This window comes from Paraburkholderia sp. SECH4 (assembly GCF_030511745.1).
GTDB classification, from domain to species: Bacteria; Pseudomonadota; Gammaproteobacteria; order Burkholderiales; family Burkholderiaceae; genus Paraburkholderia; species Paraburkholderia madseniana.
On record NZ_JALOCP010000009.1, the window covers coordinates 189,218 to 210,996 of the forward strand.

The 21,779-nt window shown below is 61.0% G+C and carries 18 protein-coding genes; 4 read left to right on the forward strand and 14 right to left on the reverse strand.

Features of this window, described 5'->3' with window-relative positions; translation table 11 throughout:
• Window positions 1-485: 485 nt before the first annotated feature.
• The 3 genes from M0D67_RS15420 to M0D67_RS15430 are packed head-to-tail and all read right to left on the reverse strand — an operon-like array spanning window position 486 to window position 5,015.
• Complete coding sequence (locus M0D67_RS15420; protein WP_266239090.1) at window positions 486-1,217, reverse strand: carboxypeptidase regulatory-like domain-containing protein; 732 nt, start codon at window positions 1,215-1,217, stop codon at window positions 486-488.
• A gap of 19 nt (window positions 1,218-1,236) precedes the next feature.
• On the reverse strand, window positions 1,237-3,612 hold the full coding sequence (locus tag M0D67_RS15425; protein WP_266239091.1) for a YjbH domain-containing protein: 2,376 nt from the start codon (window positions 3,610-3,612) through the stop codon (window positions 1,237-1,239).
• A gap of 23 nt (window positions 3,613-3,635) precedes the next feature.
• Window positions 3,636-5,015: an undecaprenyl-phosphate glucose phosphotransferase gene (locus M0D67_RS15430; protein ID WP_266239145.1), complete on the reverse strand. Its 1,380-nt coding sequence runs from the start codon at window positions 5,013-5,015 to the stop codon at window positions 3,636-3,638.
• A 955-nt stretch (window positions 5,016-5,970) separates the two neighbouring features.
• Here M0D67_RS15430 and M0D67_RS15435 point away from each other — a divergent pair.
• On the forward strand, window positions 5,971-6,126 hold the full coding sequence (locus M0D67_RS15435; RefSeq protein ID WP_154562399.1) for a DUF3309 family protein: 156 nt from the start codon (window positions 5,971-5,973) through the stop codon (window positions 6,124-6,126).
• A 425-nt stretch (window positions 6,127-6,551) separates the two neighbouring features.
• On the forward strand, window positions 6,552-6,923 hold the full coding sequence (locus M0D67_RS15440; RefSeq protein WP_154562397.1) for a hypothetical protein: 372 nt from the start codon (window positions 6,552-6,554) through the stop codon (window positions 6,921-6,923).
• 471 nt (window positions 6,924-7,394) lie between these two features.
• Here M0D67_RS15440 and ltrA read toward each other — a convergent pair whose 3' ends face one another.
• The 8 genes from ltrA to M0D67_RS15480 form a co-directional block, all read right to left on the reverse strand.
• Window positions 7,395-8,870 carry a group II intron reverse transcriptase/maturase gene (gene ltrA / locus M0D67_RS15445; protein ID WP_367892348.1) on the reverse strand — a complete coding sequence of 492 codons (1,476 nt, stop codon included), beginning with the start codon at window positions 8,868-8,870 and terminating at the stop codon, window positions 7,395-7,397.
• 359 nt (window positions 8,871-9,229) lie between these two features.
• Window positions 9,230-10,330 (reverse strand): porin, encoded by a 1,101-nt coding sequence (locus tag M0D67_RS15450; RefSeq protein ID WP_266239093.1) that lies wholly within the window; start codon window positions 10,328-10,330, stop codon window positions 9,230-9,232.
• 208 nt (window positions 10,331-10,538) lie between these two features.
• The gene (locus M0D67_RS15455) at window positions 10,539-12,467 is read right to left on the reverse strand and encodes a CocE/NonD family hydrolase (protein ID WP_266239094.1); all 1,929 of its coding nucleotides are present in this window, start codon (window positions 12,465-12,467) and stop codon (window positions 10,539-10,541) included.
• A complete protein-coding gene (locus M0D67_RS15460) occupies window positions 12,464-14,077 on the reverse strand; it encodes an ABC transporter substrate-binding protein (protein ID WP_266239095.1) in 1,614 nt (537 codons plus the stop codon). Before M0D67_RS15460 ends, M0D67_RS15455 begins: the two co-directional genes overlap by 4 nt.
• Window positions 14,074-15,117: an ABC transporter ATP-binding protein gene (locus M0D67_RS15465; protein WP_266239096.1), complete on the reverse strand. Its 1,044-nt coding sequence runs from the start codon at window positions 15,115-15,117 to the stop codon at window positions 14,074-14,076. The genes M0D67_RS15460 and M0D67_RS15465 overlap by 4 nt, the downstream gene beginning before the upstream one ends.
• The gene (locus tag M0D67_RS15470; protein ID WP_266239097.1) at window positions 15,114-16,091 is read right to left on the reverse strand and encodes an ABC transporter ATP-binding protein; all 978 of its coding nucleotides are present in this window, start codon (window positions 16,089-16,091) and stop codon (window positions 15,114-15,116) included. Before M0D67_RS15470 ends, M0D67_RS15465 begins: the two co-directional genes overlap by 4 nt.
• 8 nt (window positions 16,092-16,099) lie before the next feature.
• Complete coding sequence (locus M0D67_RS15475; RefSeq protein ID WP_266239098.1) at window positions 16,100-17,011, reverse strand: ABC transporter permease; 912 nt, start codon at window positions 17,009-17,011, stop codon at window positions 16,100-16,102.
• A complete protein-coding gene (locus M0D67_RS15480; RefSeq protein ID WP_266239099.1) occupies window positions 17,008-17,979 on the reverse strand; it encodes an ABC transporter permease in 972 nt (323 codons plus the stop codon). The genes M0D67_RS15475 and M0D67_RS15480 overlap by 4 nt, the downstream gene beginning before the upstream one ends.
• A gap of 144 nt (window positions 17,980-18,123) precedes the next feature.
• Between M0D67_RS15480 and M0D67_RS15485 the strand changes: the two genes are divergently transcribed.
• The gene (locus M0D67_RS15485; RefSeq protein WP_266239100.1) at window positions 18,124-19,035 is read left to right on the forward strand and encodes a LysR family transcriptional regulator; all 912 of its coding nucleotides are present in this window, start codon (window positions 18,124-18,126) and stop codon (window positions 19,033-19,035) included.
• Between the two features lie 175 nt (window positions 19,036-19,210).
• Window positions 19,211-19,684: an Lrp/AsnC family transcriptional regulator gene (locus M0D67_RS15490; RefSeq protein WP_154562395.1), complete on the forward strand. Its 474-nt coding sequence runs from the start codon at window positions 19,211-19,213 to the stop codon at window positions 19,682-19,684.
• A 118-nt stretch (window positions 19,685-19,802) separates the two neighbouring features.
• Here M0D67_RS15490 and M0D67_RS15495 read toward each other — a convergent pair whose 3' ends face one another.
• The 3 genes from M0D67_RS15495 to M0D67_RS15505 all read right to left on the reverse strand — a co-directional run bounded on the left by M0D67_RS15495 (window position 19,803) and on the right by M0D67_RS15505 (window position 21,507).
• The gene (locus M0D67_RS15495; RefSeq protein WP_166618229.1) at window positions 19,803-19,961 is read right to left on the reverse strand and encodes a hypothetical protein; all 159 of its coding nucleotides are present in this window, start codon (window positions 19,959-19,961) and stop codon (window positions 19,803-19,805) included.
• Between the two features lie 68 nt (window positions 19,962-20,029).
• Complete coding sequence (locus M0D67_RS15500; RefSeq protein ID WP_266239101.1) at window positions 20,030-20,944, reverse strand: phosphorylase; 915 nt, start codon at window positions 20,942-20,944, stop codon at window positions 20,030-20,032.
• Window positions 20,945-21,021: 77 nt separating this feature from the next.
• The gene (locus tag M0D67_RS15505; RefSeq protein WP_266239102.1) at window positions 21,022-21,507 is read right to left on the reverse strand and encodes an adenosine-specific kinase; all 486 of its coding nucleotides are present in this window, start codon (window positions 21,505-21,507) and stop codon (window positions 21,022-21,024) included.
• Window positions 21,508-21,779 lie beyond the last annotated feature (272 nt).

Here is a 21,779-nt window from a genome sequence, read left to right on the forward strand (position 1 = left end):
CGATCGGGACAAACGGGTCCCACAGGTCAACCAGCCGTCACCTCAATGAACTGCCGTTTCCGAACTAGTCGGCTCACTCGGAAAGCGCCGTCTATCAATTCTGTTGTGCCCACAACAACTACCGATCACGATATAACCTGTTGAGTCATCTCTCGCGGAAGACGACCTGCCGGCGCCGTTACGGTGCTGAAGCTTCGCGTACAGTTCATCGTCACATTGCGCTGAGGCCGCATTTCGCCGCCCCTGCGACACTTCACGATGACTGACTTTATTGAGCATTAACCGTGCCAAAAAATTCATCCGCTTTCCCCATCGCTTCCGAGAACGTTTACGTGGGTAAGTGCTGCTATAAGCGGGTCCCCTTCCTATACCGTGTCCAATTTGATTTGACAGGAAGGAGGACCCCGACCGGCGTTACGTAACGTCTTACCGTAACGTGTGGATACGATCGAATGCCTTGCATCTCAACCACTGACGCGCTGCGCTCATTTGGTCGTAGTGCCCGTACCGCCAGTGCCGCCCGTGCCCCCAGTTGATCCGTTGCTACCGCTTCCGCTGGAAATCGGTGCTGCTGCACCCGCTGCCGTTGCGGCGCTCGAGAGCGACGCCGCCGGTTGACCATTACTGGTAATCGCCCCAGCCGCCAACAACGTATCGAGATCTGCATCCGCGCCTGGAGCGCCCGGCGTAAACGAAACCGTCAAGAACGATGAGGAAGAAAGCGTGATCCCATAGGTGTTCTTGATCAGCGTCACAACTGCCGCCTGAGCATTCGCAATCACCGTGCTATTCGACAGGGCGCTCTGATACGACGGATTAGAAGTAATCCCCGCGAGCAACCCACTAACCGTCGTGCCCAACTGCCCCGCGAGGTAGTCCAGCAGCAACTCTGTCAACGGCGTCACGTTGTACGTACCCGCGCCGGCCGCAAACGAATGAATCGTGATCGCGCCGCCGGTCGCCGTAATCGCACACGGTCCGTCAAACTTAAAGGTTGCAGAATACGCGCCGCTTGCGTTAGCCGTCGCACTACCCGTGCCGTTCTTGCAAGTCAGGACAATGCTTGCGTTTGCCATTGCTACACCCACCGCGGCCGTACCACTCACCGTCGCGCCCGGCGAGTCGCCGCTGCCACCGCATGCGACCAGCACACTGGTCGCAAGCACTATCGATCCGAACTGCAGCGTGCGCAGCGTGGCGCCGTTTAGAAGCTTCATCGCCTATCTCCAAAGAAAGTCATTCACAATTGACCGGCACCAATGCCCGTCCGTCGCTTACACCCTGCAAACCGTTTCCGCAGACGCCATGTGAAAGCGCAGCGCCCGTCGATACAGCCGGTACACCCGCTTGCGGCTTCGGCTTCGTTTCGCCACTACCGGGGCGCCCATAACGCAGGTACGCATCACGCATCCGGTAAAGCTGGGTCGAGAAGTACTCGCCGCTAAAGCGGCCCTGATTCAGCAGGAACTGCTGCGTGCTATACGGGAAGGTCATGTTCTCGGCCGCATTGGCCGACAGATAATTCGTCGACCCGACTCGCGTGCGGAAGTCGAGCTGGAACTGTTCCGAGCCATAAACCTGACTGATCCCCGGCTTCATCCCCTGACGCAACGTCAGCGGGAAGCTGATTGCGGCGCCCACGAACGTGCCCTGCCCGCTATGTTCGCCGTGCACGCTCACCGAAACGTCGTCGAACCAGCGCGTCAGTGTCGCAACCGGCCCCTTGTCTCCACCCACAAAACGCGCCACGCCCGCTTCGATCCACAGCTTCCAGGACGGCTGCACCCAGCGGTAAGTCAGCTCGGCATTCTTCTCACTCGGCAACGCGTCATGACCCGGCTCATGGTGCAAATAGGCAAGCCGCAAGCGGATCAGGTCGGGGCGGCCCGGCACGAACACCGTTGTTTCGTTTTGCACGCCCACATACGAGTAGTCGAACTTGCCGACCGATGCCACGTTGAACACTTGCGGAATGATCCAGAAGCTTTGTGCCAGCGCGACCGCATTCAGTCCACCGCGCAGACGGTAATTGCTGAACACGCGGCCCTCATCCATGTTCTTCGTGTTGTAGATCGGTGCGATGTAACTCGCGTACAGCTCCGCGCCGCGCCACAACGGCACGAACCCTTCAATGTTGGCGCCGAGCGAAATGTCGAAGTTGCCGTACTCGGTGCCGTACAGGTAACTGACGATCGGTTCGATCTGAATGCGCGTCAGCCCATGCGTGTGCTCGTTGCCATGCCATGCGATCGAATCCGCGTCGTAAGTCGGACGCGCGCGCATCGTCATTGATGCGCTTGCGGCCGTTGGCGCACCGCCCGCAACGAACTGCGCAAACGCATCGCGATCGACAATGACCTCGCCTAACGGCTCATTGGCCTTCTTGATCACCACATGAATCTTGTCCGTCCCGTGCGGCGCATTCACGCTTGCCACACCAAGCACAATGCCGAGCGCGTCCGCTTCGTTCTGGTTGTAGCGATGGTTCTCGTACTCGACCACCAGATCGCGACCGCTCATCCCGACACGCACACGCTCGAGGCCGGCGGCAAAGAGTTGCGCGGCGATTTCGTCGAGCGCGGAGGTGTCCAGCGCTTCCGGAATGGCGGGAGACTGCTCATCCGACGATTTGGCCGTCACATCACTCAGCATCACAGACGCATACGACTGCAGCGGTGGCACATACGTAATCGGTGCCGCAGCCAGCGCATTGTTGTTGGCTGTGGCTGCACGCATGTCCACTGGTTGCAGGCTGGCGAGACGGATCGGACCGTCATCGTCGGCGTCCGCAGTCTGGGCGACCGGCACCTGCGGGCCCTCGCACAAACCGTCTGCACACCGCGCACTGCTAAAGCGTTTGCCCAGCGGAATCTGAATGCCCACCGAGAACGACGTCCGCGGCGACACACCATCCGTCGAGCGGATCGAACGCATGAACGTGCCGATCACGTTCGCATCGGCGAGCCAGCTAATCCGCGGAGACTGATAGCGCACGCCGGCGTAAGGTGTCTTCGAATCGTCTTCCGCGAGCAGCGACAAGCCGGTGTTCCACAGCGAGACCTGCACGCCGCCGAACAGACCATCGAGGCGATCGCCCTGGCCATAGCCAGCGGTCAACGTCACCGGTCCAAATGCCTGCGACACCACGCCGTACTTCGAACGGAAGAAATGCGTCTGGCCACCAATATCAGTTACACCGAATGCGATGCTCGGCTGGTACTTGAAGAACTTCGGTACTTCGACCTTGACATTGGCCATCAAATGGCGGAACAGGAAATGTTCCTCGCCGGAAAATTGGACTGCCTTCACCGTCGGATAATTGGCCAGCCCTCCCGAAACTTCAACGTAAGGCAGCAGTCCGACAGCGCCCCAATAAACTTCAGAACCGGTCGCCTGCTTTCCGTATCGTGGGTCGATATAGTTGTTGTACTGTGCCTCTCCAGTCCCCTCCGGCAAAGCAAATGCATACGGAACAACCAAGCCGCCGGCTTGACCTAGCGCGTTCAACGCTGGCTCCGTCGCTTGCACTGAAACTGAAAACGCCAGAGCAGAAGCGAATGCAGTGGCCGTTGGCGCCGAGGCGAATTGCCGTACCCGTAATTTCATGGCCATGTGTTTTTTATTGTGTGCAGGTGTCAGTACGCGTTGCTATGAACCAGACCCTTCGCTATCGTCGCCGCGACAATCCGCATGTCGAGCCCGAACGACCAATTGCGCAGGTAGTACAGATCGTGTTCGACGCGTCCTTGCATCTTCTCGATCTGGTTTGTCTCCCCTCTGAATCCGTTGATCTGTGCCCATCCTGTGATCCCCGGCTTTATCCGGTACCGATGGATGTAGCCGTTCACCACTTTCTGATAAAGCTCGTCGTGCTCAATCGCATGAGGCCGCGGCCCCACTACCGACATATCGCCGCGCAGTACATTGAAGAACTGCGGCAACTCATCCAGGCTAGTACGTCTGAGAAACGCACCCACTCGTGTAATACGCGGGTCCCCTCGCGTGGCCTGTTTCACCACGCCCGTTTCTACGGCGTGAGGACGCATCGAGCGAAACTTATAGATCTTGAAGATGCGTCCATCCGCACCCTTGCGCTTCTGCGTGAAGAACACGGGTCCACGCGAAGACAGCTTGACGGCAATCGCAATCGCGATCAGCACCGGGGCAAGCGCAACCAGCGCGCAAGCGGCGAACGCGCGATCGAAAATCTCTTTCTTCACCAAGGCGCGAGCCGGCACCGGCGACGCAACCAGGTTGATCGCGGGCATACCGATCAGATCGATCATGCCGCTATCGAACAGCGCAACGCTGCGCATATCAGGTACAAAGCGCACGTTCACGAGGTCGTCGCGAAACTCAGCCACAAAGCGCGACAGCGTGCGTTCCTCGGAAAGCGGTAACGCAAGCCACAACTCCTGCACATCGTTAGATCTCACGTAGGCGGCGAACTTGGTGATGTCGTCGTACACCGGCACACCTGAACCTATCGTTCCCATCACCGGCCGCACATCAAAGGCCGCCACTGCACGAAATCCACTAGTCGTCGAGCCCTCGATATTGCGCACGACCTGGTGGCAATGCGACCCACATCCCACCACCGCAACCCGGCGGAGATTCATCCCTGCGTGCCGGACGCGTGCGAGCACGGCGCGCACAGCCAGACGCGACCCAATCAGCGCACCGCCCGTCATTGCCATCCAATAGGCAAACCAGAGGCGCGAGATGAAATCCGTACGATGCAGCGAGAACATCAGTGCGAGACCACAGCCTTGAACCACGAACCACGCTAGCGATACCTGACCGGCCATGCGCAGCATTGCCCGTCCACGCCATGAGCCGTACACGCCGAATGCGGGGAACAGAACCAACGTAAACGCCGCAGCAAACGCAACGAAGGCGGTATCGATACGGCTTTGCATGAGATCTTCAAATCGCACTTGCGAAGCGGCCACCGCCCCGGCGACGACGAGCATCACGTCGAGCAAGCGCGCGATCAGGCTTTGCAACCCCGGTATCGTTCTTCTTTGCTGCGCAAAATTCGCCGTATCCATTTTTATCCCCCACGCTGGTCTCTCGCGCCAAACGTTCTTGTCGAGCTGCTCAACTTGTGTTCGCTTCAACAGCTCATGTCGCTCGTACTTCCACCACCACGCTCTTCGCAACAACACCACCCCGGCACGCGAAGAAGCGCGCAATGCAAAACAACCTGGATGTCACTCATCCAGCGCGAAACCAAGCGACTGGACGTTCCTGAACAACGATGGGGGATTGACTACCAGCCATTCGCACCCGTCCAACCTGGGTACTCAGGCAAAACGCCGCCACGATGAATCCAAACAAAAAAAGGTCACATCGCTTGTGCGTTGAGGAAACCGACCTGATAACCCCCGACCAGGCCAGTCGTTGATTCGAACTTCACCAACACGTACTGCTTGTCTTGTCAGTCTTGTGCGCCGCACACCCTATAAAGCAGCAAGCATGCCAATCTTTAAATTTCTTTCACAATTGGTCCGGGCACATTGGGCAAGCGCTTGTTAGATATAAGTTTTCGTCCGAGCCCGTCGTTCGGAAAACAAGTGAAAAAAGACGCGGAATCGTGTGCGGTAACGCGCCCGTTACGTAACACCGCCCGTAACGGTCTCGATCGATTGGGGGACGTCAGTGGGAAGTTGCGAAGCGCGGTAAATGTCTGAGGAAAGGAGAGCAGAGAGGGGTTCTTGTGCAGCGCGAGCAGCGCTCCAGATGTAAGTCGAATCGTCTCGACGGTCGATTCATCAGAGCACCACGCGTCGATACGGTCGCGAGCAGTCACCGGTCGTTTTAAACAATTCGCGTCAAGATTTCTACTTTGGGCACATGGTTTGCTCACCCCAAGGCATCGATACTGCCTTTTCGCAAGCTCGCCTAAACCGCGTGCTCCATGGCTGTCGCGACAGGCGGATCCTGTGAACCTAAGCGGAGGTTATTAATATGTTGGGAACCATTCTTCTGATTGTGCTGATCCTTATCCTCATCGGTGCGTTTCCGACGTGGCCGCATAGCCGTTCATGGGGTTACGCACCGACCGGTGGTATTGGCATCGTGTTGATCATTGTGATCGTGTTGCTCGTCGCCGGCGTGATATAGCCGAATTGAAGTAGTCAGGTCAGCAGTAAAACTGAACGGGCACGCCGGATGCTGAGTCACCATCGTATTCAACCGTTGATACGAAAGGAGATCACATCATGCCGTACCTACTTGGCTGGCTTCTCGGCGTTCCGTTGATCGTACTGGTCATCCTGTACCTCATTTTCCACTAATCCTTTGCAACATAAGCAGTTCACCTGAAGATCAATCCGCGCGGCCCTGCCTGTCCCGGCGGCCGCGCGCCTCCCGAGACGTTCGCACCCTGCGTGTCACCCTCCTCCCGTCAGCGCAAAAATCACGCGTCGACATACCTGCCTTTTCACTTGCGCTGTATAAAACGGTGCGTAAAACTAGGCCTGTTAGCCCGCGCAAAATGCCATATCTGCATACGCACGCACACGCTGCGTACGAGCAAGGAGGGACCGATGGCAAACAACGAATACACGCTGTCACACCAGGACGTGGTGAAGGCAGTGATCATTCATCAGAACATTCATGAGGGCTTCTGGACGCTGAACATCAATTTCAACGTCGCTGCCACTCATGGTCCGCTCGTGCCGGACCCCTGCCTCGCCGTAACGATCAAGGGCATCGGTATCATGCGGGCCTCGCCTGCCGATCCACTTGCCGTCGACGCCACCCTCGTCAATCCGACGGCGCCTGAACCTGTTGTGAGCGCTGTGCATATAGCGGCCGCCGTCAATGGCGCACACGAAGGCGGCATGCAGTTCTGTCGCGACGTGTATCGCAATGTCGCCGTACAAAGTGCGACCAGAGCGCCGACCAAGACAAGCTGAAGAGCGGGAGAAGTTGTTGATTTGCCGGCGTTGCGCGTCGCCGCCGCGGCACTCGAAGATCGTTCAAGGAACGCGTACGGACGGTTGGTGTCGGCAAGAATTCAGTTAAGAAAATGCACCATGCCCGGCGAGCGCGTCTTCCGGCGCGGGTAACACCGGAATCCGCCCGCGTGCTGCTTTTCCTGTGAAGGCAGCGAGACACCGGATGGCAGCTTGTGGCCGCGCAAGACCGCGGGCCCGAGGCCGGCGGCCCGGACGGTTGTCCCGGGCATGAATGCACCCTGAAAATATACCCGGACGCAGGCTGGATATGCTTCCTAAAGCGATACGCCCACCCGCCGACTGCAGGACGTTCTTCCGCTAAAATGGCATTTATCTGAACACAATTCCGAGAATGAATCGCGGTAGGAATGTCCATTACTGAACACCCCCCGCACAGATCCCGGCGTGCCCAATTCGGGCACCGGGCTCCTACCTTGGGTGCTTGACGGCAAAGCGCCGGTCCGGCCATGGATGAAGAATGCGAGGTTGAGGAAGCCAGGCATCCGCGATCCTCTCGACCCGCGTCCACGTCATATGGTCCTTCTGGCTGCGGCGCCGGAGCGCGCGCCGCCAGAGATCAACGATGTGATAGCGGAACGCGCCAAGTGCGCGCGAGTTCGTGGGTACTGCGTGGTACGCGAAGTAGCCGCGCACCACCTGCCCAAGCCATTTCCCTTGCACAGGAATCGGTTCGTGCATGCGTCGCCGAAGCTCCTCCTTGATCTGCCTGAGCTTCGCCCGCATGCGATCGCCCCGGGTCTTCCGCTGAAGCTGGAAGGCGCCACGGCGCGATTTGCCGCAGATAAAGATGAAGCCCAGAAAGGTAAAGGTCTCCGGCCGGCCAAGGCCGCGACGCCGGCGGTTGGCCGCCGCATAGCGACCAAACTCCAGCAGCCTCGTCTTATCCGGGTGAAGCGCAAGCGCGAACTCCTCCAACCGCGAACGCATCGCATCCCAGAAACGCCGCGCGTCGGCTTCATGCTCAAAGCCGACCACGACATCATCTGCGTATCGCAGAATGATGACGTTGCCTTTGGCTTCCCGCCGTCGCCACCGATTGGCCCAGAGGTCAAAAACGTAGTGCAGATACACGTTCGCGAACAGCGGTGAAGCCACTGATCCCTGCGGCGTACCTAGCTCACTCACGCTCAACACTCCATCTTCCAGCACGCCCGCCTTGAGCCATTTGTGCACAAGACGAATGATGCGTTGATCGCCGATCCGGTGTTCAATGAAACGGACTAGCCATTCCTGGCTGACCGAGTCGAAGAAGCTCCTGAGATCGGCGTCCAGAATCCAGTTCACCGGGGTACTGGTGATCGCTGTTGCCAATGCGTCCAGCGCATCGTGCTGACTGCGCCCGGGCCGGAACCCGTACGAGAAACCGAGGAAATCCCCCTCGTAGATCGCATTTAGCACGTCAACCACCGCACGCTGGACGATCTTGTCCTCCAGCGCGGCAATCCCCAACGGGCGCTGCTTACCGTCCGGCTTGGGTATGTACTGCCGTCGAACGGGCAATGCCCGATACGCTCCGCTGTGTACCTGCGCGTGCAAACGCTGGAGATGCTCGTCCAGTCCTGCCTCGTAGTACCGCCATGCCATGCCATCCACTCCCGGCGACGCATTGCGTTTGAGCGCAAAGAACGACTCCCGGAGCCGGTCGACAGTGACATGGTGCAGAAGCGCGGTGAACCGCTCCTTCTTCCTCTGCCTTGCAGCTTGCCGTACACGTTCCAGCCCCTGTGACACGCTTGCCCGGTTCTGCGCCCGGCGCGTGCTGGACTGACCCGTGTTCCCCTTGGTCCCCGCCCTTCGCTCCGCCTGCTCCGCATCCGGTCTCCCGGCGTTGTTCGCAGGCTTCCTCGCTAATACGGCGGAGTCTGACTTCTCCCGTCCGTTCATCATCGGCTACGGCTCCTCGCCTTCCCGACGCGGACCAGCCCGTGCTGCGACTGGCCAGACGAGAGATCTCCCGGTTCCCGCACAAGGAGCGTCCGTGCGTGCCAGGGTCTCTGACCACGCCGGGTCGTCGGGGCGCTCGCGCTTGCGCGCCCCTTCATGTTGCCTTCCGCGTTCTGAACCGCGTCGGCACCCGGAATAACACAACTATCGCGGCTCAATGGCTGGCCCGCACGCTCCCCTACCGACGCTTCGCCGACCGCCTCGCGGCGGCCTGCGCACGGCTCGGGGCCGATGTGGCTCGCTATTCCTTCATCGCAGTGGACTTGCACCACTTACTCCTTGCCGGTCTCCCGGCGCACTCAGAACTTGTGACGGATGCCCGTGACGGCAATAAATTGCGTGTGGCTACTCGACGGGCCGGATGCCCCCTCGATCTGCGCAACTGCGTTCGTGGCGCGCTGATACAGCAAATCGATGTAGACGTCAGTCGATTTGGACAGGAAGTATTGAAGCCCTGCCGTCGTCTGCCAGTAGTGCCACGAGTCCACCTTTCCGTTCGTCGATACATTCGTATAGGTTTCGCCGACCGCCGCATGCAAGGTGGGTGTGATGCGGTAGCGCAGGCTCGCTTCAGCGTTCTGGTAGGTCTGGTACTGGCTCGCGGGCGTCAGCTCGAAGCGCGTGTTCGTGTACATCAACCCGACACTTGCATTGCCGATGTCGTACAGTCCGCCCGCGCCGTAAATGCGCTGCTTGCTGATGCCCTTGAGAAACGTGAAGTAGTTATCGGATGGAATCGCGCCGGTTGTGTCGGTGGCCGGACGATCCAGCATCACGTAGGCCGCACCCAGATGCCACGGACCATTCGCGTAGGTCGCGCCAACGCTGTATGAACGGTTCGTAGCGAAATTGCCTGCATTGCCCGACAGCGCATACATCGTGTTGATCTGCAGGCCGTAGAAGGTCGGCGTCACGTATTTGATCGAGTTGTCGGTGCGAAACGTGTTGTTGATATCGTCGACATCGAACGGATGCGTGCCGTACTGCACGGTATCGGCGGCGAGTTGCAGCGGCTCCAGCGAATCCTGCGACGCGTTGTACTGACGGCCGAACGTCAACGTGCCATAGCGATCGCTCGACAAACCGACCCATGCCTGTCGTCCAAAGATGCGTCCATTCGCGCTGGCCGTGCCATTCATCACATTGAAGCCGTTCTCGAGCCGGAATACTGCATGATTACCGCCGCCGAGGTCTTCGCTGCCGAGCAGACCCCAGCGCGAGCCCTGTTCGTTGCCGGACGTCGCCTGATAATTCGACTTGCCGCCCTGATTGCTGGTGTAGGCGAAACCACCGTCGACGATGCCGTACAGCGTGACGCTCGACTGTGCGTGTGCCACGCCGGCCGATAGGCCGATTCCGCCCATGACGAGCAGCGTCGCCGGAAGTGTCTGTTTGCGCATGGTGCTTTTTCCTCTTGGAGTGGGACTTGCTGTTGAAAATCGGCGTGCAACGAACGGAAAGCAGTCGTGCTGTTTCGGGTCGCTTCGGGGCGTTCGCAAAAAATTCGGGCAAAAAGGGGCCTCGGACGTCGCGCTGAACGCGACGCCTCAATGACCGGCAACGGAGTGATGCGGAGGTGCCGCTAGCTTCTTCTAGCTAGCGTTGCGGCTATCCGCCGGAGTTCGGCGGCATTGCTTCGAGCGACGCCGCCGGGACAAGCGGCAGCACGACATGCGACGCCTGACCGGCGCCGAAATGCACATGGTTCACGGCGACGCGTGGCGTGCGCGCCAGCGCGGGCGCCTCGCCGCTATTCGGGTTGACGTCGAAGTGTGGAAAATTGCTGCTTGAAACATCGAGACGGATGCGATGGCCGCGTCTGAACAGATTCGCCGTGGCGAACGGTTCGATTTCGATCGCGTAGACCCGGCCCTTTTCGAGCATGCGCGGCTCGGTCCACGATTCGTGAAAGCGACAACGAAAAATGCCGTCGGTCAGATTCATCGCGTAGCCATGCGGGTAATCTGCATTGGGCGGATAGACGTCGATCAGCTTCGCGGTGAAATCGGTATCGGGCGCGTCGGACGAAATCCAGAGCTTCACGACAATCGGTCCGACCACGGCGACCTCTTCTTCGAGCGCCTCCGTCTGGAACACGAGAACGTCGGAGCGTGCCGAGAGCGGCATGCCCGCGTACCGCGTGCCGAAGAAGCGCGCGTCTTCGCGCTGGTCGAACGCGCCGCCCTCGAAAACCGGCGCGCCCGAGGTCAGCGCGCCGCCGATCGTCGGCACCGGATTCGACGGATCGAACGCATACGCGGTTGCAGCGGGCTCGCTATGCAATGCGTCGTCCGAGGCTAAGAGCGAGCCGTTCGCGCTCAGGTAAAACGGCGTGAAGCGCGTGCCGGGCAGCGGCCATTGCGATGAACTAACCCAGCGTCCGCCGTGCTCCATGCGGCCCTGTGAATTGCGCGCCCCGCTACCGCCACCCATCACGAAGATGCGCGCGACGGCATCGGCGGATTCACGCGACGCCTCGTGCGGTTTCAGCCAGCGGTCGAACCAGTCGGTGCGGAACGCCAGCCAGTCTTTTGCAATCTGGCCTTCGATCACCGCCTCCGGTCCGAATTCAACGTCGCCGCTGTATGACAGATTGCGGTCACCATGCAGCCATGGGCCCATGATCAGATAGACAGGAGCACCCGAGGTGCCGGAGAGCGCGGCGAAGTTATCCAGCGTGCTGCGCACATACGCGTCGTACCAGCTCGACATCAGCACCGTGGGCACACGCGTCATGGTGTCGTAGTAGCCCTCGGCATAGATGCCAGGCTGTTTCCAGTAGTCGTCGAATACGTCACGCGTCCATTGCTCGAACAGATAGCGCTCGTATTCCGGCACTGTCGCGAGCGGCGAGTGACCGGGCCGCCACGGCATCCGTGCAAACCATTGGCGCAGATCGCTTGCGTCCAGCGCCGCCGCGACTAGCGGATTCTCAGCGGCTGCGGCACTGTTTTTCGCGCGATTGAACGCCCACGTTGCCTGCTTCAGTTCGAAGGCGCCACCCTGGCGGATGCCGCAGCGATACCCGTTGGCGAAGCCGCCCGAGTCGAGCACCATGCACGCGAGCCCCGCCGGATTCAGGCAGGCTGCCGCGAGCTGCGTGTGGGCCGCGTACGACAGTCCCATGGTGCCGACCTTGCCGTTCGACCACGGCTGTTGCGTGATCCATTCGATCGTGTCGAAGCCGTCCGGCCCTTCGGCGACATATTTTGTGAACGTGCCCTCGGAGTTGTAGCGCCCGCGGCAGTCCTGCAGCACGACAGCATAGCCGCGCGCGGCGAAATGACGTGCCACGTCGGCGCGATTCGCGGGCGGCTGGCCGTGATGGATTTCCGAACGCGAGATATCGGATTTTCCATACGGTGTGCGTTCGAGTATCGCGGGCAGCGGCGCATCGATGCCGGCGCGGTAACCAGCGGGGAAATACACGTCGGTGGCGAGGCGCACGCCATCACGCATTGGCACCATCGCGTCAGAAAGCGGGTTGGACGTCGAATCAGCGGCAAGCGCTCCGCTACGGGAAAAAGCATCGTTCATGGTTGAGTCTCGATGAAGAGCAGCGAGGTGCGTTCAGATTTGTTCGGATGGAAGATCACGCCCTTGCGTGTCGCCCAGTAGTCCACCGGGAAATAGAGCGGCACGATGCCGTAGTCGCCGAATCCCGCGCGCGCCGCCTTTTGCAGCAACTGGTTGCGGCGCGCCGGATCGAAGCTTGTCGCGGCTTCGCGCAACAGCCGGTCGAGCGTCGGGTTCGAATAGCGCGTGCGGTTGAAGGCGCCCGTGCCGCCCTCGCGTGAATAGCTTTCGAGCACGTTGGTCAGTGCAATCGCGGAATCGCTCGTCGTATTGCCGAAACTGAAGACGAATGCGCTGTAGCTGCGCCGTGCAGCCGCGCCTGCATACACGTTGTAGGGCTGCGTGACGACGTCGTTCACGGCGATGCCGCCGCGCGCCAGCATCTGGCCGAGCGCCTGACCGAGATCGCCGTCGCTCGCGAAGCGGTCGTTCGACGAATGGATCGTCAGCCGGAAACCGTCCGGATAGCCGGCGGCAACAAGCAGGCGTCGCGCGCCAACGGGGTCGTACCGGTCCGGTTGGAGCTGCGGGTCGTAGCCGCCCATGCCCGGCGGCACGATTTGCGCAGCCGGTAGTCCGGCGCCGTTCAGGAGATGCTGGGTAATCGCATCGCGGTCGATCATCTTCGAGATGGCTTCGCGCACGCGCACGTCGCGCAGCGGATTGCGCGCGATCGTCGAGCCGTCGGCGGCCGCGACAAACGGCGAAGCGTCGCGCGACGAATCGAGCGCGAGATAGATGAGGCGTGCGGACGGACCGGAAAACAGCGTCACGTTGGGTTCGCGGCGCAGGCGGCCGATCGTGATAGGCGGTACGTTGTCGATCAGATCAACTGAGCCGGAGAGCAACGCCGACAGCCGTGCGGCGTCGTTCGACACGAAGCGGATGGTGCACGTGTCGAAAATAGGCCGCTTGCCCCAGTAATGCTCGTTGCGCACGAGTTCAAGACGGTCACCCGGAATCCAGCGCGCAAGGCGATACGGACCGGTGCCGACCGCGACGGCGGGCAGACGGAAGTCGTTGCTCGCGTGACCCACCGTCGTATGCTGCGACACGATATAAACGAGCCCGATCTGTTCGACGAAAGCAGGTGACGGCGTCTTCGTCACAATGCGCAGCGTGAGCGGGTCGACGACCTCGATGCGCTCGATGTTCGCGACCGCGCCCGAATACGGCGCGGGGCTGTTCGGCACGGACCGCGCGCGGCGCAACGAATACGCGACGTCGTCGGCACTCATCGGCGAGTTGTCCGAGAAGCGCACGTTCGCGCGCAAATGGAATTCCCACGTCAGCGGATCGACCGCCCGCCACGACACCGCAAGGCCTGGCCGGACCTGCAGGTTGTCGTCCTGTTCGATCAGCCGCTCGAACATGTTTTCGGCGGTCTGCATATTGTTCTGCGTACGCGAGAACAGCGGATCGAGTGATTGCGGCTCGGAGGCGAGCGCCATCGTTAGCGAGCGCGCCTGCGCGCTGGTGGCTGCGCCGGCGAAGCTCAGCCCGCACGCGAGCGCGATTGCCGCCGTGCGTTTGAGGCCGCGTCGGCGCATGGATGAAATCACCGCCGTCATTGCACCTCCACCAGATGACACGCGACCTGATGAGCGGGGCCGCTTGAGCGCAACAGAGGGCGCTCGGTGCGGCAACGCTGCGTTGCGTGGGGGCAGCGTGGATGGAAATGACAGCCGTCAGGAGGCGCGAGCGGCGACGGAATTTCGCCTTGAATCGATTCGAACTGCCGTTTGCGGTTCGACAGGCGCGGCACCTGCGCAAGGAGCGCGATCGTGTAGGGATGCTGCGGATTGGCAAACAGCACGGCGGTCGGCGCGGTTTCGACGATACGGCCCAGATACATGATGGCGACGCGATCGCTGATGTGCTCGACAACACCGAGATCGTGGCTGATGAACAGATAGGTGAGACCGAGATCACGGCGCAGTTGCATGAAGAGATTGATGATCTGCGCCTGGATCGACACGTCGAGTGCCGCGATCGATTCGTCGCAGATCAGAAAATCCGGCTTGACCGCCAGCGCGCGTCCGATGCCGACGCGCTGACGCTGGCCGCCGGAAAACTGATGCGGAAAGCGTGTGCGGAAATCGGGATTCAGGCCAACGCGTTCCATCACGTCGACGACATAAGCATCCAGTTGTTTGCGCTCCACAATTCCGTGCACGAGCGGTGCCTCGCCAATGATGTCGCGCACCCGTTTGCGGGGATTCAGCGACGACAGCGGGTCCTGGAAGATCATCTGGGTGGCGAGCCGGTGGCGCGGTGCACGATGTCCAGCGCGAATGCCGGCATGCTCACTGCCCGGCGCCGATGGCTCGGCGGTCTTCTCAATGGTACGGATCGAGCCGCTCGACGGCGCCACGATCCCGGCCAGCATCCGGCCGAGCGTCGATTTCCCACAGCCGGACTCGCCGACGAGGCCGACCACTTCACCGCGATGAACCGTCAGGCTGACATCGTCCACTGCATGCACGATCTGTTCTTCTGCGCGCGCGCCGAGCCAGCCGGCGATCCGCTCCGCGTAGTTCAGGCGACGAACGAAGCGGCGCGACACGTGATCGACTTCGACCAGCGGCGCCATGACATGGGGTGCGTTCATACGGGCGCTCCGGAACGTGGGTGGAAGCAACGGTACAGATGCGTGCCGTCGCCGGTGACGGGAGGTTCGGCACTCCGGCACAACGAGGTGGCGTACGCGCAGCGTGGTGCGAACGCGCAGCCCACCGGCAGCTTGAGTGCGCTCGGCGCAATACCCGGAATCTGTTTGAGCGGTTCGCCGCGCCGGGCCTTTTCGGGCACGGAGTCGATCAGCCCGATCGTGTAGGGATGGCGCGGTCGTTCGAGAATCTCGTCGACACTGCCCGTTTCGACGACCCGGCCGGCGTACATCACGCAAATGCGGTCCGCCAGCCCCGCCACCACCGCGAGATCGTGGCTGACCCACACCATCGCTGTATGCGAGCGGGCACACAGCTTCTGCATTTCCGCGAGGATCTGCGCCTGGATCGTGACGTCGAGCGCGGTGGTCGGTTCGTCGGCGATGATCAGTTCCGGGTCGTGCAGCAGCGCGATCGCGATCGCCACACGCTGCCGCATGCCGCCCGACAACTGGTGCGGATAGGCGCGCAAGCGTTCGTCCGGTGAAGGAATGCCGACCAACGCGAGGGCATCGCGCGCCCGTTGCCGCGCCGCGTGCTTCGATACGCGCGTGTGGGCCTGGACCGCCTCGATCATCTGTGTGTCGATACGCAGTACCGGGTTCAGCGTCATCATCGGATCCTGGAAGATCATCGCGATGCGGTTGCCACGCAGCCGGCGCAGCGCTTCAGGCGTGAGCGTCGTCAAGTCTTCGCCTTTGAACAGCACGCGCCCGCCGACGATGCGTCCCGGCGCGTCGATCAAGCCGAGCACGGAGAAGCCCGTAATCGATTTGCCGGAACCGGATTCGCCGACGAGGCCGACGATCTCGCCAGGCGCCACGTCGAAGCTCGCGTCGTCGACGGCTTTCGCGACGCCCGCGCCGGTGAAGAAATGCGTGCGCAAATTCTGCACGGACAAGGTAGGGGTGGACATGCGGAATCCTATTTCTGCAGACGCGGGTTCAATGCTTCGCGCAGACTGTCGCCGACGATATTCATGCTGAACACGAGCACGAGCAGCAACAGGCCTGGGAAAACACTGATCCAGTAGAAACCCGCGATCAGTTGCTGATAGCCGTTCGCGATCAGCAGACCCAGCGAGGGCTGCGTAACCGGCAGGCCGATGCCGAGAAAGCTCAAGGTCGCTTCGGCTGAAATGGCGGCGGCGATCTGTACGAGGGCAATCACGATGACGGGCGGAAGGCAGTTCGGCAGCAACTGGCTGAACAACGCGCGCCGGTGGCTCAAGCCGAGGCACAGCGCGGCCTCCATATACTCCTTGCGGCGTTCGACGGCGGCGACTGCTCGCACGGTGCGGGCAAAATAGGCCCACTGCACGACCACCAGCGCGAGGATCACCTTGTCGACACCCTGGCCGAGAATCGCGAGCATCATCAGCGCGACGAGAATCGTCGGAAAGCCGAGCATCAGATCGACGGCACGCATGACGAGCGTATCGACGTGACGGCCGAAGTACGCGGCGACGAGGCCGAGCGTCGTGCCGAGCGTCATCGCGAAGACGCCGCTCAGCAGACCCACCCCAAGGCTGATGCGCAGCCCGTACATCATCGCGGCGAACATGTCGCGCCCAAGCGCATCGCTACCGAGCAGGTACAGATGACCATTCACGCCACGCGCGCCGGGTGCCAGGCGGCCATCGACGATATTGAGCGCGGCGAGATCATACGGATTCTGCGGCGCGATCCACGGCGCAAGCAGCGCGATCGCGACGAGCGCCAGACATACGCAGGTCGCGGCAGCGACGGCCGGCTTGCCGAACAGGCTGCGCAGTACGATGCCCAACGTCGTATTGCGATCAACCTGCCACGAAGAAAAGCTTGCGCTGCTTCTCATGCCGCCTCCAGCCGCACGCGCGGATCGAGCAGCGAATAGATGATGTCGACGGCGAGGTTGAGTAGCGTAAACATCGCGACCACGATCAGCAGATAGGCTACGATCACCGGACGGTCGAGCTTCGTGATGCTGTCGATGATCAGCTTGCCGACACCTGGCCACGCGAAGATTGTCTCCGTCACGGTGGCGAATGCGATCAACGAGCCGAATTCCATGCCGACAACCGTGACGATGGGAATCAGGATGTTCTTCAGGACATGCACGAAGATCACGCGCCGCTCCCGCAAGCCTTTGGCTCGGGCGAATTTCACGTAGTCGAGCGGCAGCGTTTCGCGCACACCAGCGCGCGTGAGGCGCGTGACGAGCGACATCTTGAAGAGCGACAGATTGAGTGCCGGCAGCAGCAGGTGCCGCAGGCCATCCCACGTCGCGAGGCTGGTGTGGATGCCGAACAGCATGCCGGGTTGGCCACGGCCGGCCGACGGCAGCCAGCCCAGCGTCACCGAAAAGATCAGCACGAGCATGATGCCTTGCCAGAAGTTCGGCAGGCTGAAGCCGAGGATCGAGCCCGTCATCACCGTGCGGTCGAGCACCGATCCCGCCTTCAGCCCGGCGATCAAGCCGAGCGGCAGACCGACTATCAGCGCAAGCACGAGCGCCACGAGCGCGAGTTCCAGCGTTGCTGGCAGGCGTTCAAGAATCAACTGGATCGACGGCTGGTTGAACACGAAGGAGCGCCCGAGATCGCCGTGCAGTGCTCGCCCGATGAAATGCAGATACTGTTGCCAGAGCGGCTGGTCGAGTCCGAGCGATTGCACGGCCTGTGCGATTTCGGCCGGGCTCGCGTCGGCCGGAACGAGGATCGCGATCGGGTCGCCGATGGCGAACACGCCGCAGAAGACGAGCACTGAAGTGAGCAGCAACACGCCGATGCTCTGGATGAGCCGCCGGATGATGAAGGCGATCATTGCGTGTGAAACCTCAAATGATGAAAATGCGGGGGGTCCGGAGGCGCAAACGGCACCGGGCTCATGGAACGCCCCGATCATTCGACGGCAAAAAACTGTCCGCAACCTTATGTCGAATCAACATAACCCTATGCAGAACCTGAAATGAACCTTAAGCAACTCGAAGCTTTTGTGGCGATTTCAACGCTGCATACGACGACGGCAGCCGCACAGCGGCTGGGATGCTCGCAGTCGGCGGTGAGTCGTCTGCTGAGCCAGTTGGAGGAGGATCTCGGCCTGAGCCTGTTTGTGCGCGAACAAGGCCGCCTGACGCCAACGCGTGAGGGCGACGCGCTGGTGCAGGAAGTGGAGACGATCGTCGAAGCGGCGCGGTGCCTCGAACGGCATGCCCAGCAACTGCGACTGGCCGGCACGCAGCGCAAGCTCGTGCGCATCATGGTTCCGAATACCTTTGCCCAGTTCCTGCTGCCCGCTGTGATGCAGCATTTCTACGAAACGCATCGCGACGCGGTATTGGAGGTGTTTTCGGGCACCTACGACGCTTCAGAACGCGCATTGCTGAGCCGGGAGGTTGATCTGGCGTTCGTTCGACTACCGACGCGCCTGTCCGGCTTTTCAGTCAAATGGCGGTTCAACAGTGAATCGGTGTGCGTGATACCACGCGCGCATCCGCTCACCCGGAACGCGACCGTCTCCCCGCGCGATCTGGACGGCGTACCGCTCGTGCTGCTATGGCGCCAGAGCGCGCTTCGTCACGAAGTGGACGCGGCGTTCCGCAGCGCGCGCGTGACGCCTAATGTGGTGGCTGAGGTGCATTCGGTGAGCGTCGCGTGCGCGATGGCGGCACGTGGGGTCGGCGCGGCGATCGTCAACCGGTTGATCGCGCAATGCTGCGACACCGAACAGTTCGTGATGAGGCCATTCGTGCCAACGATCAGCTTCGAGACCGGGATAGCATCCCTCGAATCCGATCCGATCAGCGGAACTTGCCATGCATTTGCCGCGTGCCTCGCCGAAGCGTTGGACAATCTCCATGCCCTGCGCGAGGCTGATTAGTGTTACTACGCGTCGCGATCACCTAAGGCTCCAATCCCTTGGTGAGACCCGGTTTTTCCATTGCCTCACGCGCATCGCACCCACACGGCATGTTCGACACAGTCGTAGAACTGGCCGGACGCAGGATGATCTTCCTTTAGAATGGCATTTATCTGAATAAACTTCCGAGAATGCCGTGACCACCCGAAATCGCCCACTGGACAACCAGGATCGGAAGATCATGCGCGAGTTGCAGAAGAACGCGCGCCTGAGCAACGCCGAACTCGCCGAACTGGTCGGCATGTCGACCACGGCGTGCTGGAATCGCACGCGTCAGTTGGAGACGGAGGGGTACATCCGCGGCTACGTCGCGTTGCTCGATCAGCAGAAGCTCGGCTTCGCCGACGTGGTGCTGCTCGAAGTCACGCTCGACCGTCACGACGACGACGCCCTTGCCCGCTTCGGCGCCGAACTGGCGACGTTGACTGAGGTGCTGGAGGCGTATCTGGTGTCAGGCGATTACGACTACCTGGTCAAAGTGGCAGTCGACGGGACGGCCGGCTACGAGCGGTTTCTGCGCGAGAAGCTCTATAAAATCGCGGGCATTCGCCATAGCCGCTCGATGTTTGCCCTCCGCTGCATGAAGAGCATTCCGTCGATTGCGATCTAGTTCGGTTTGCGGAAGAAACAGCATAGAAGCGCCGCGCAGTCCGATGTGGACCGCCACGCGATCGCTGCCTCCACAGCATTCGCGCGGCCCGGCGCTTCCAGACATCACGTTGCGCCATTCAGTGCTTATGGTGCAGCCAGTCCTTGATCGGATGCGTGTGCAGCCAGCGGGCGACCGGTCGGTCGTTGTGTTCCCGCCTGTAACGTATCGCGGTAAATATCACGATGCATAGCACCACCGCGATTCCCACTACAAAACTGGTCATCGACTCGGTCATGGCAACCTCCTTTGAGGTCAGAACCATGCCTGTATTTTAGGTGACCAGAGAAATAGCGACTGCCGTTCTCATTCGTCTGCGGAGACCGCGACTCGTCGCAGCACGGTCATCGGACCGAGCCTGTTGATGACTTCCATCTGTGCTGTGTCTCGCACGAAGAGCGATCCCGCGAACCCCAGCGCATTCACTGAAATTCCCTCGACACATTCCGAAGACCTTGGCACGAGCAGCATCCATCGAGGGGCGACAAGCAGGTTGTACGGTGCCGACTGATGAAGTTCTCCGTTCGCCTCAACCGCTTGCAGGCCAACCGCTTCGAGCAACGCGTGGTAGCAATCGAACGCGGCGTGTGCGGCGTGCCTTGAGGCGGCAGGCGCCTGCTCCAGATGGGCGACCGCGTGCCTGAAATCCAGACCGGGTACCTTGCCAATCGGACCGTCCATGCACGCGGATGCAAGAACGGACTCGATAGGGAGCGGCGGGCCTGATTCTCCAAGCGGCAGCGGCACGATCTGCAGATGCTTGTGGAGTTGACTCGCGCCGGCCTCCACGCCGCCGTTATAGAAACCCAGACCATCGAACTCAGCCATGCACTCGACCAATGCAGCAAAGTCCGTCAGATCGAGCAGCGTGTCCTGCGACTTGAAGCTGCGGGTGACGATCAGGAGATGATGGTCGATGACGTTGAACTTGTTGAGCAAGGCGACGTGAGTGTCCGAGATATCGGCCACAAAGAGGTCCGGGTCATAAGGCAGGAACGGATTGAACGCACTGCGCGCCCCGGCGTTGGGCTTAGGCGCTTGTCGGGCTTCCTCCTTGCGAGTGAGGCTTGAGACCTCGCGGACCAGGAAGCGTACGCCACCTTCTTTGATCAGCGTCTGGGTTGTCTCGATCGGTCGCAGCGCACCACGACGCAGCGCATGCTCAGTCTGGCGCAGGATGGCCGGCCACAGGGTGCCGGGCTGGAGATGTAGGTGCTCCATGGATCACATCAACCGGCGTGCATCTCGCGAACGCGCACGTCGCAAACGCGCACGCCGCGGAATAAGCGTAACCACACCTACGCTTTGTAACCAATCGCGCGTAACAGGTCCTTGCGCCATTGAACGTCCTCCTCGTTTTCCACGCCGAGCGGCGGGAACCCGTCGACCACACCCAGGATACCGCGCCCCTGATCTGTCTCGGCAACCAGAATCTGCGTGGGATTCGCCGTCGCACAGAAGATCCGGCATACCTCCGGCACAGCCTTTATCGTGTTCAGCACATTGACCGGGAAAAAGCCATCGCCCAAAAAGATCAGGAAGCTATGGCCTGCTGCGATGGTCATGGCATTCCGGCACGCCATCTCGATCAGTTTGGCGTCGGTGCCGGACCGGCGCACGAGGCGCTTGCCCGATGCTTCACAAAAGGCCAAACCAAACTTGATGCCCGGAACGGTACCCACCAGCGCCTCGTGCAGATCCTCGACAGACTTGATGAAGTGGCTTTGCCCCAGGATGAAGTTCGTCGCTTCGGGTTTGTCGATTGTTACCGTAAGCATTTGCATATCGGACCTCGTTGTGTGGCGCCAGGAACACCGGGGGAAGGTTGCCTTCGTCAGCGAATGTCAACTCGTCCAATTTCGCCAGACAGCGGATGCCTTCCACAATCAAGCCTAGTACGAACCAGCCGCCAGCGGAAGCGCGGGTCGCGCCGTAGTACCAGCGCGCACTGGCTGCGATGAGGCGTATGTCTGCGCATTTGCTGCACTAGAATTAATTTTCAGACTACCGGAAAGCGTCGGCGAGCTGTAGCTGGCCAGCGCAGGTGGGATTCGAG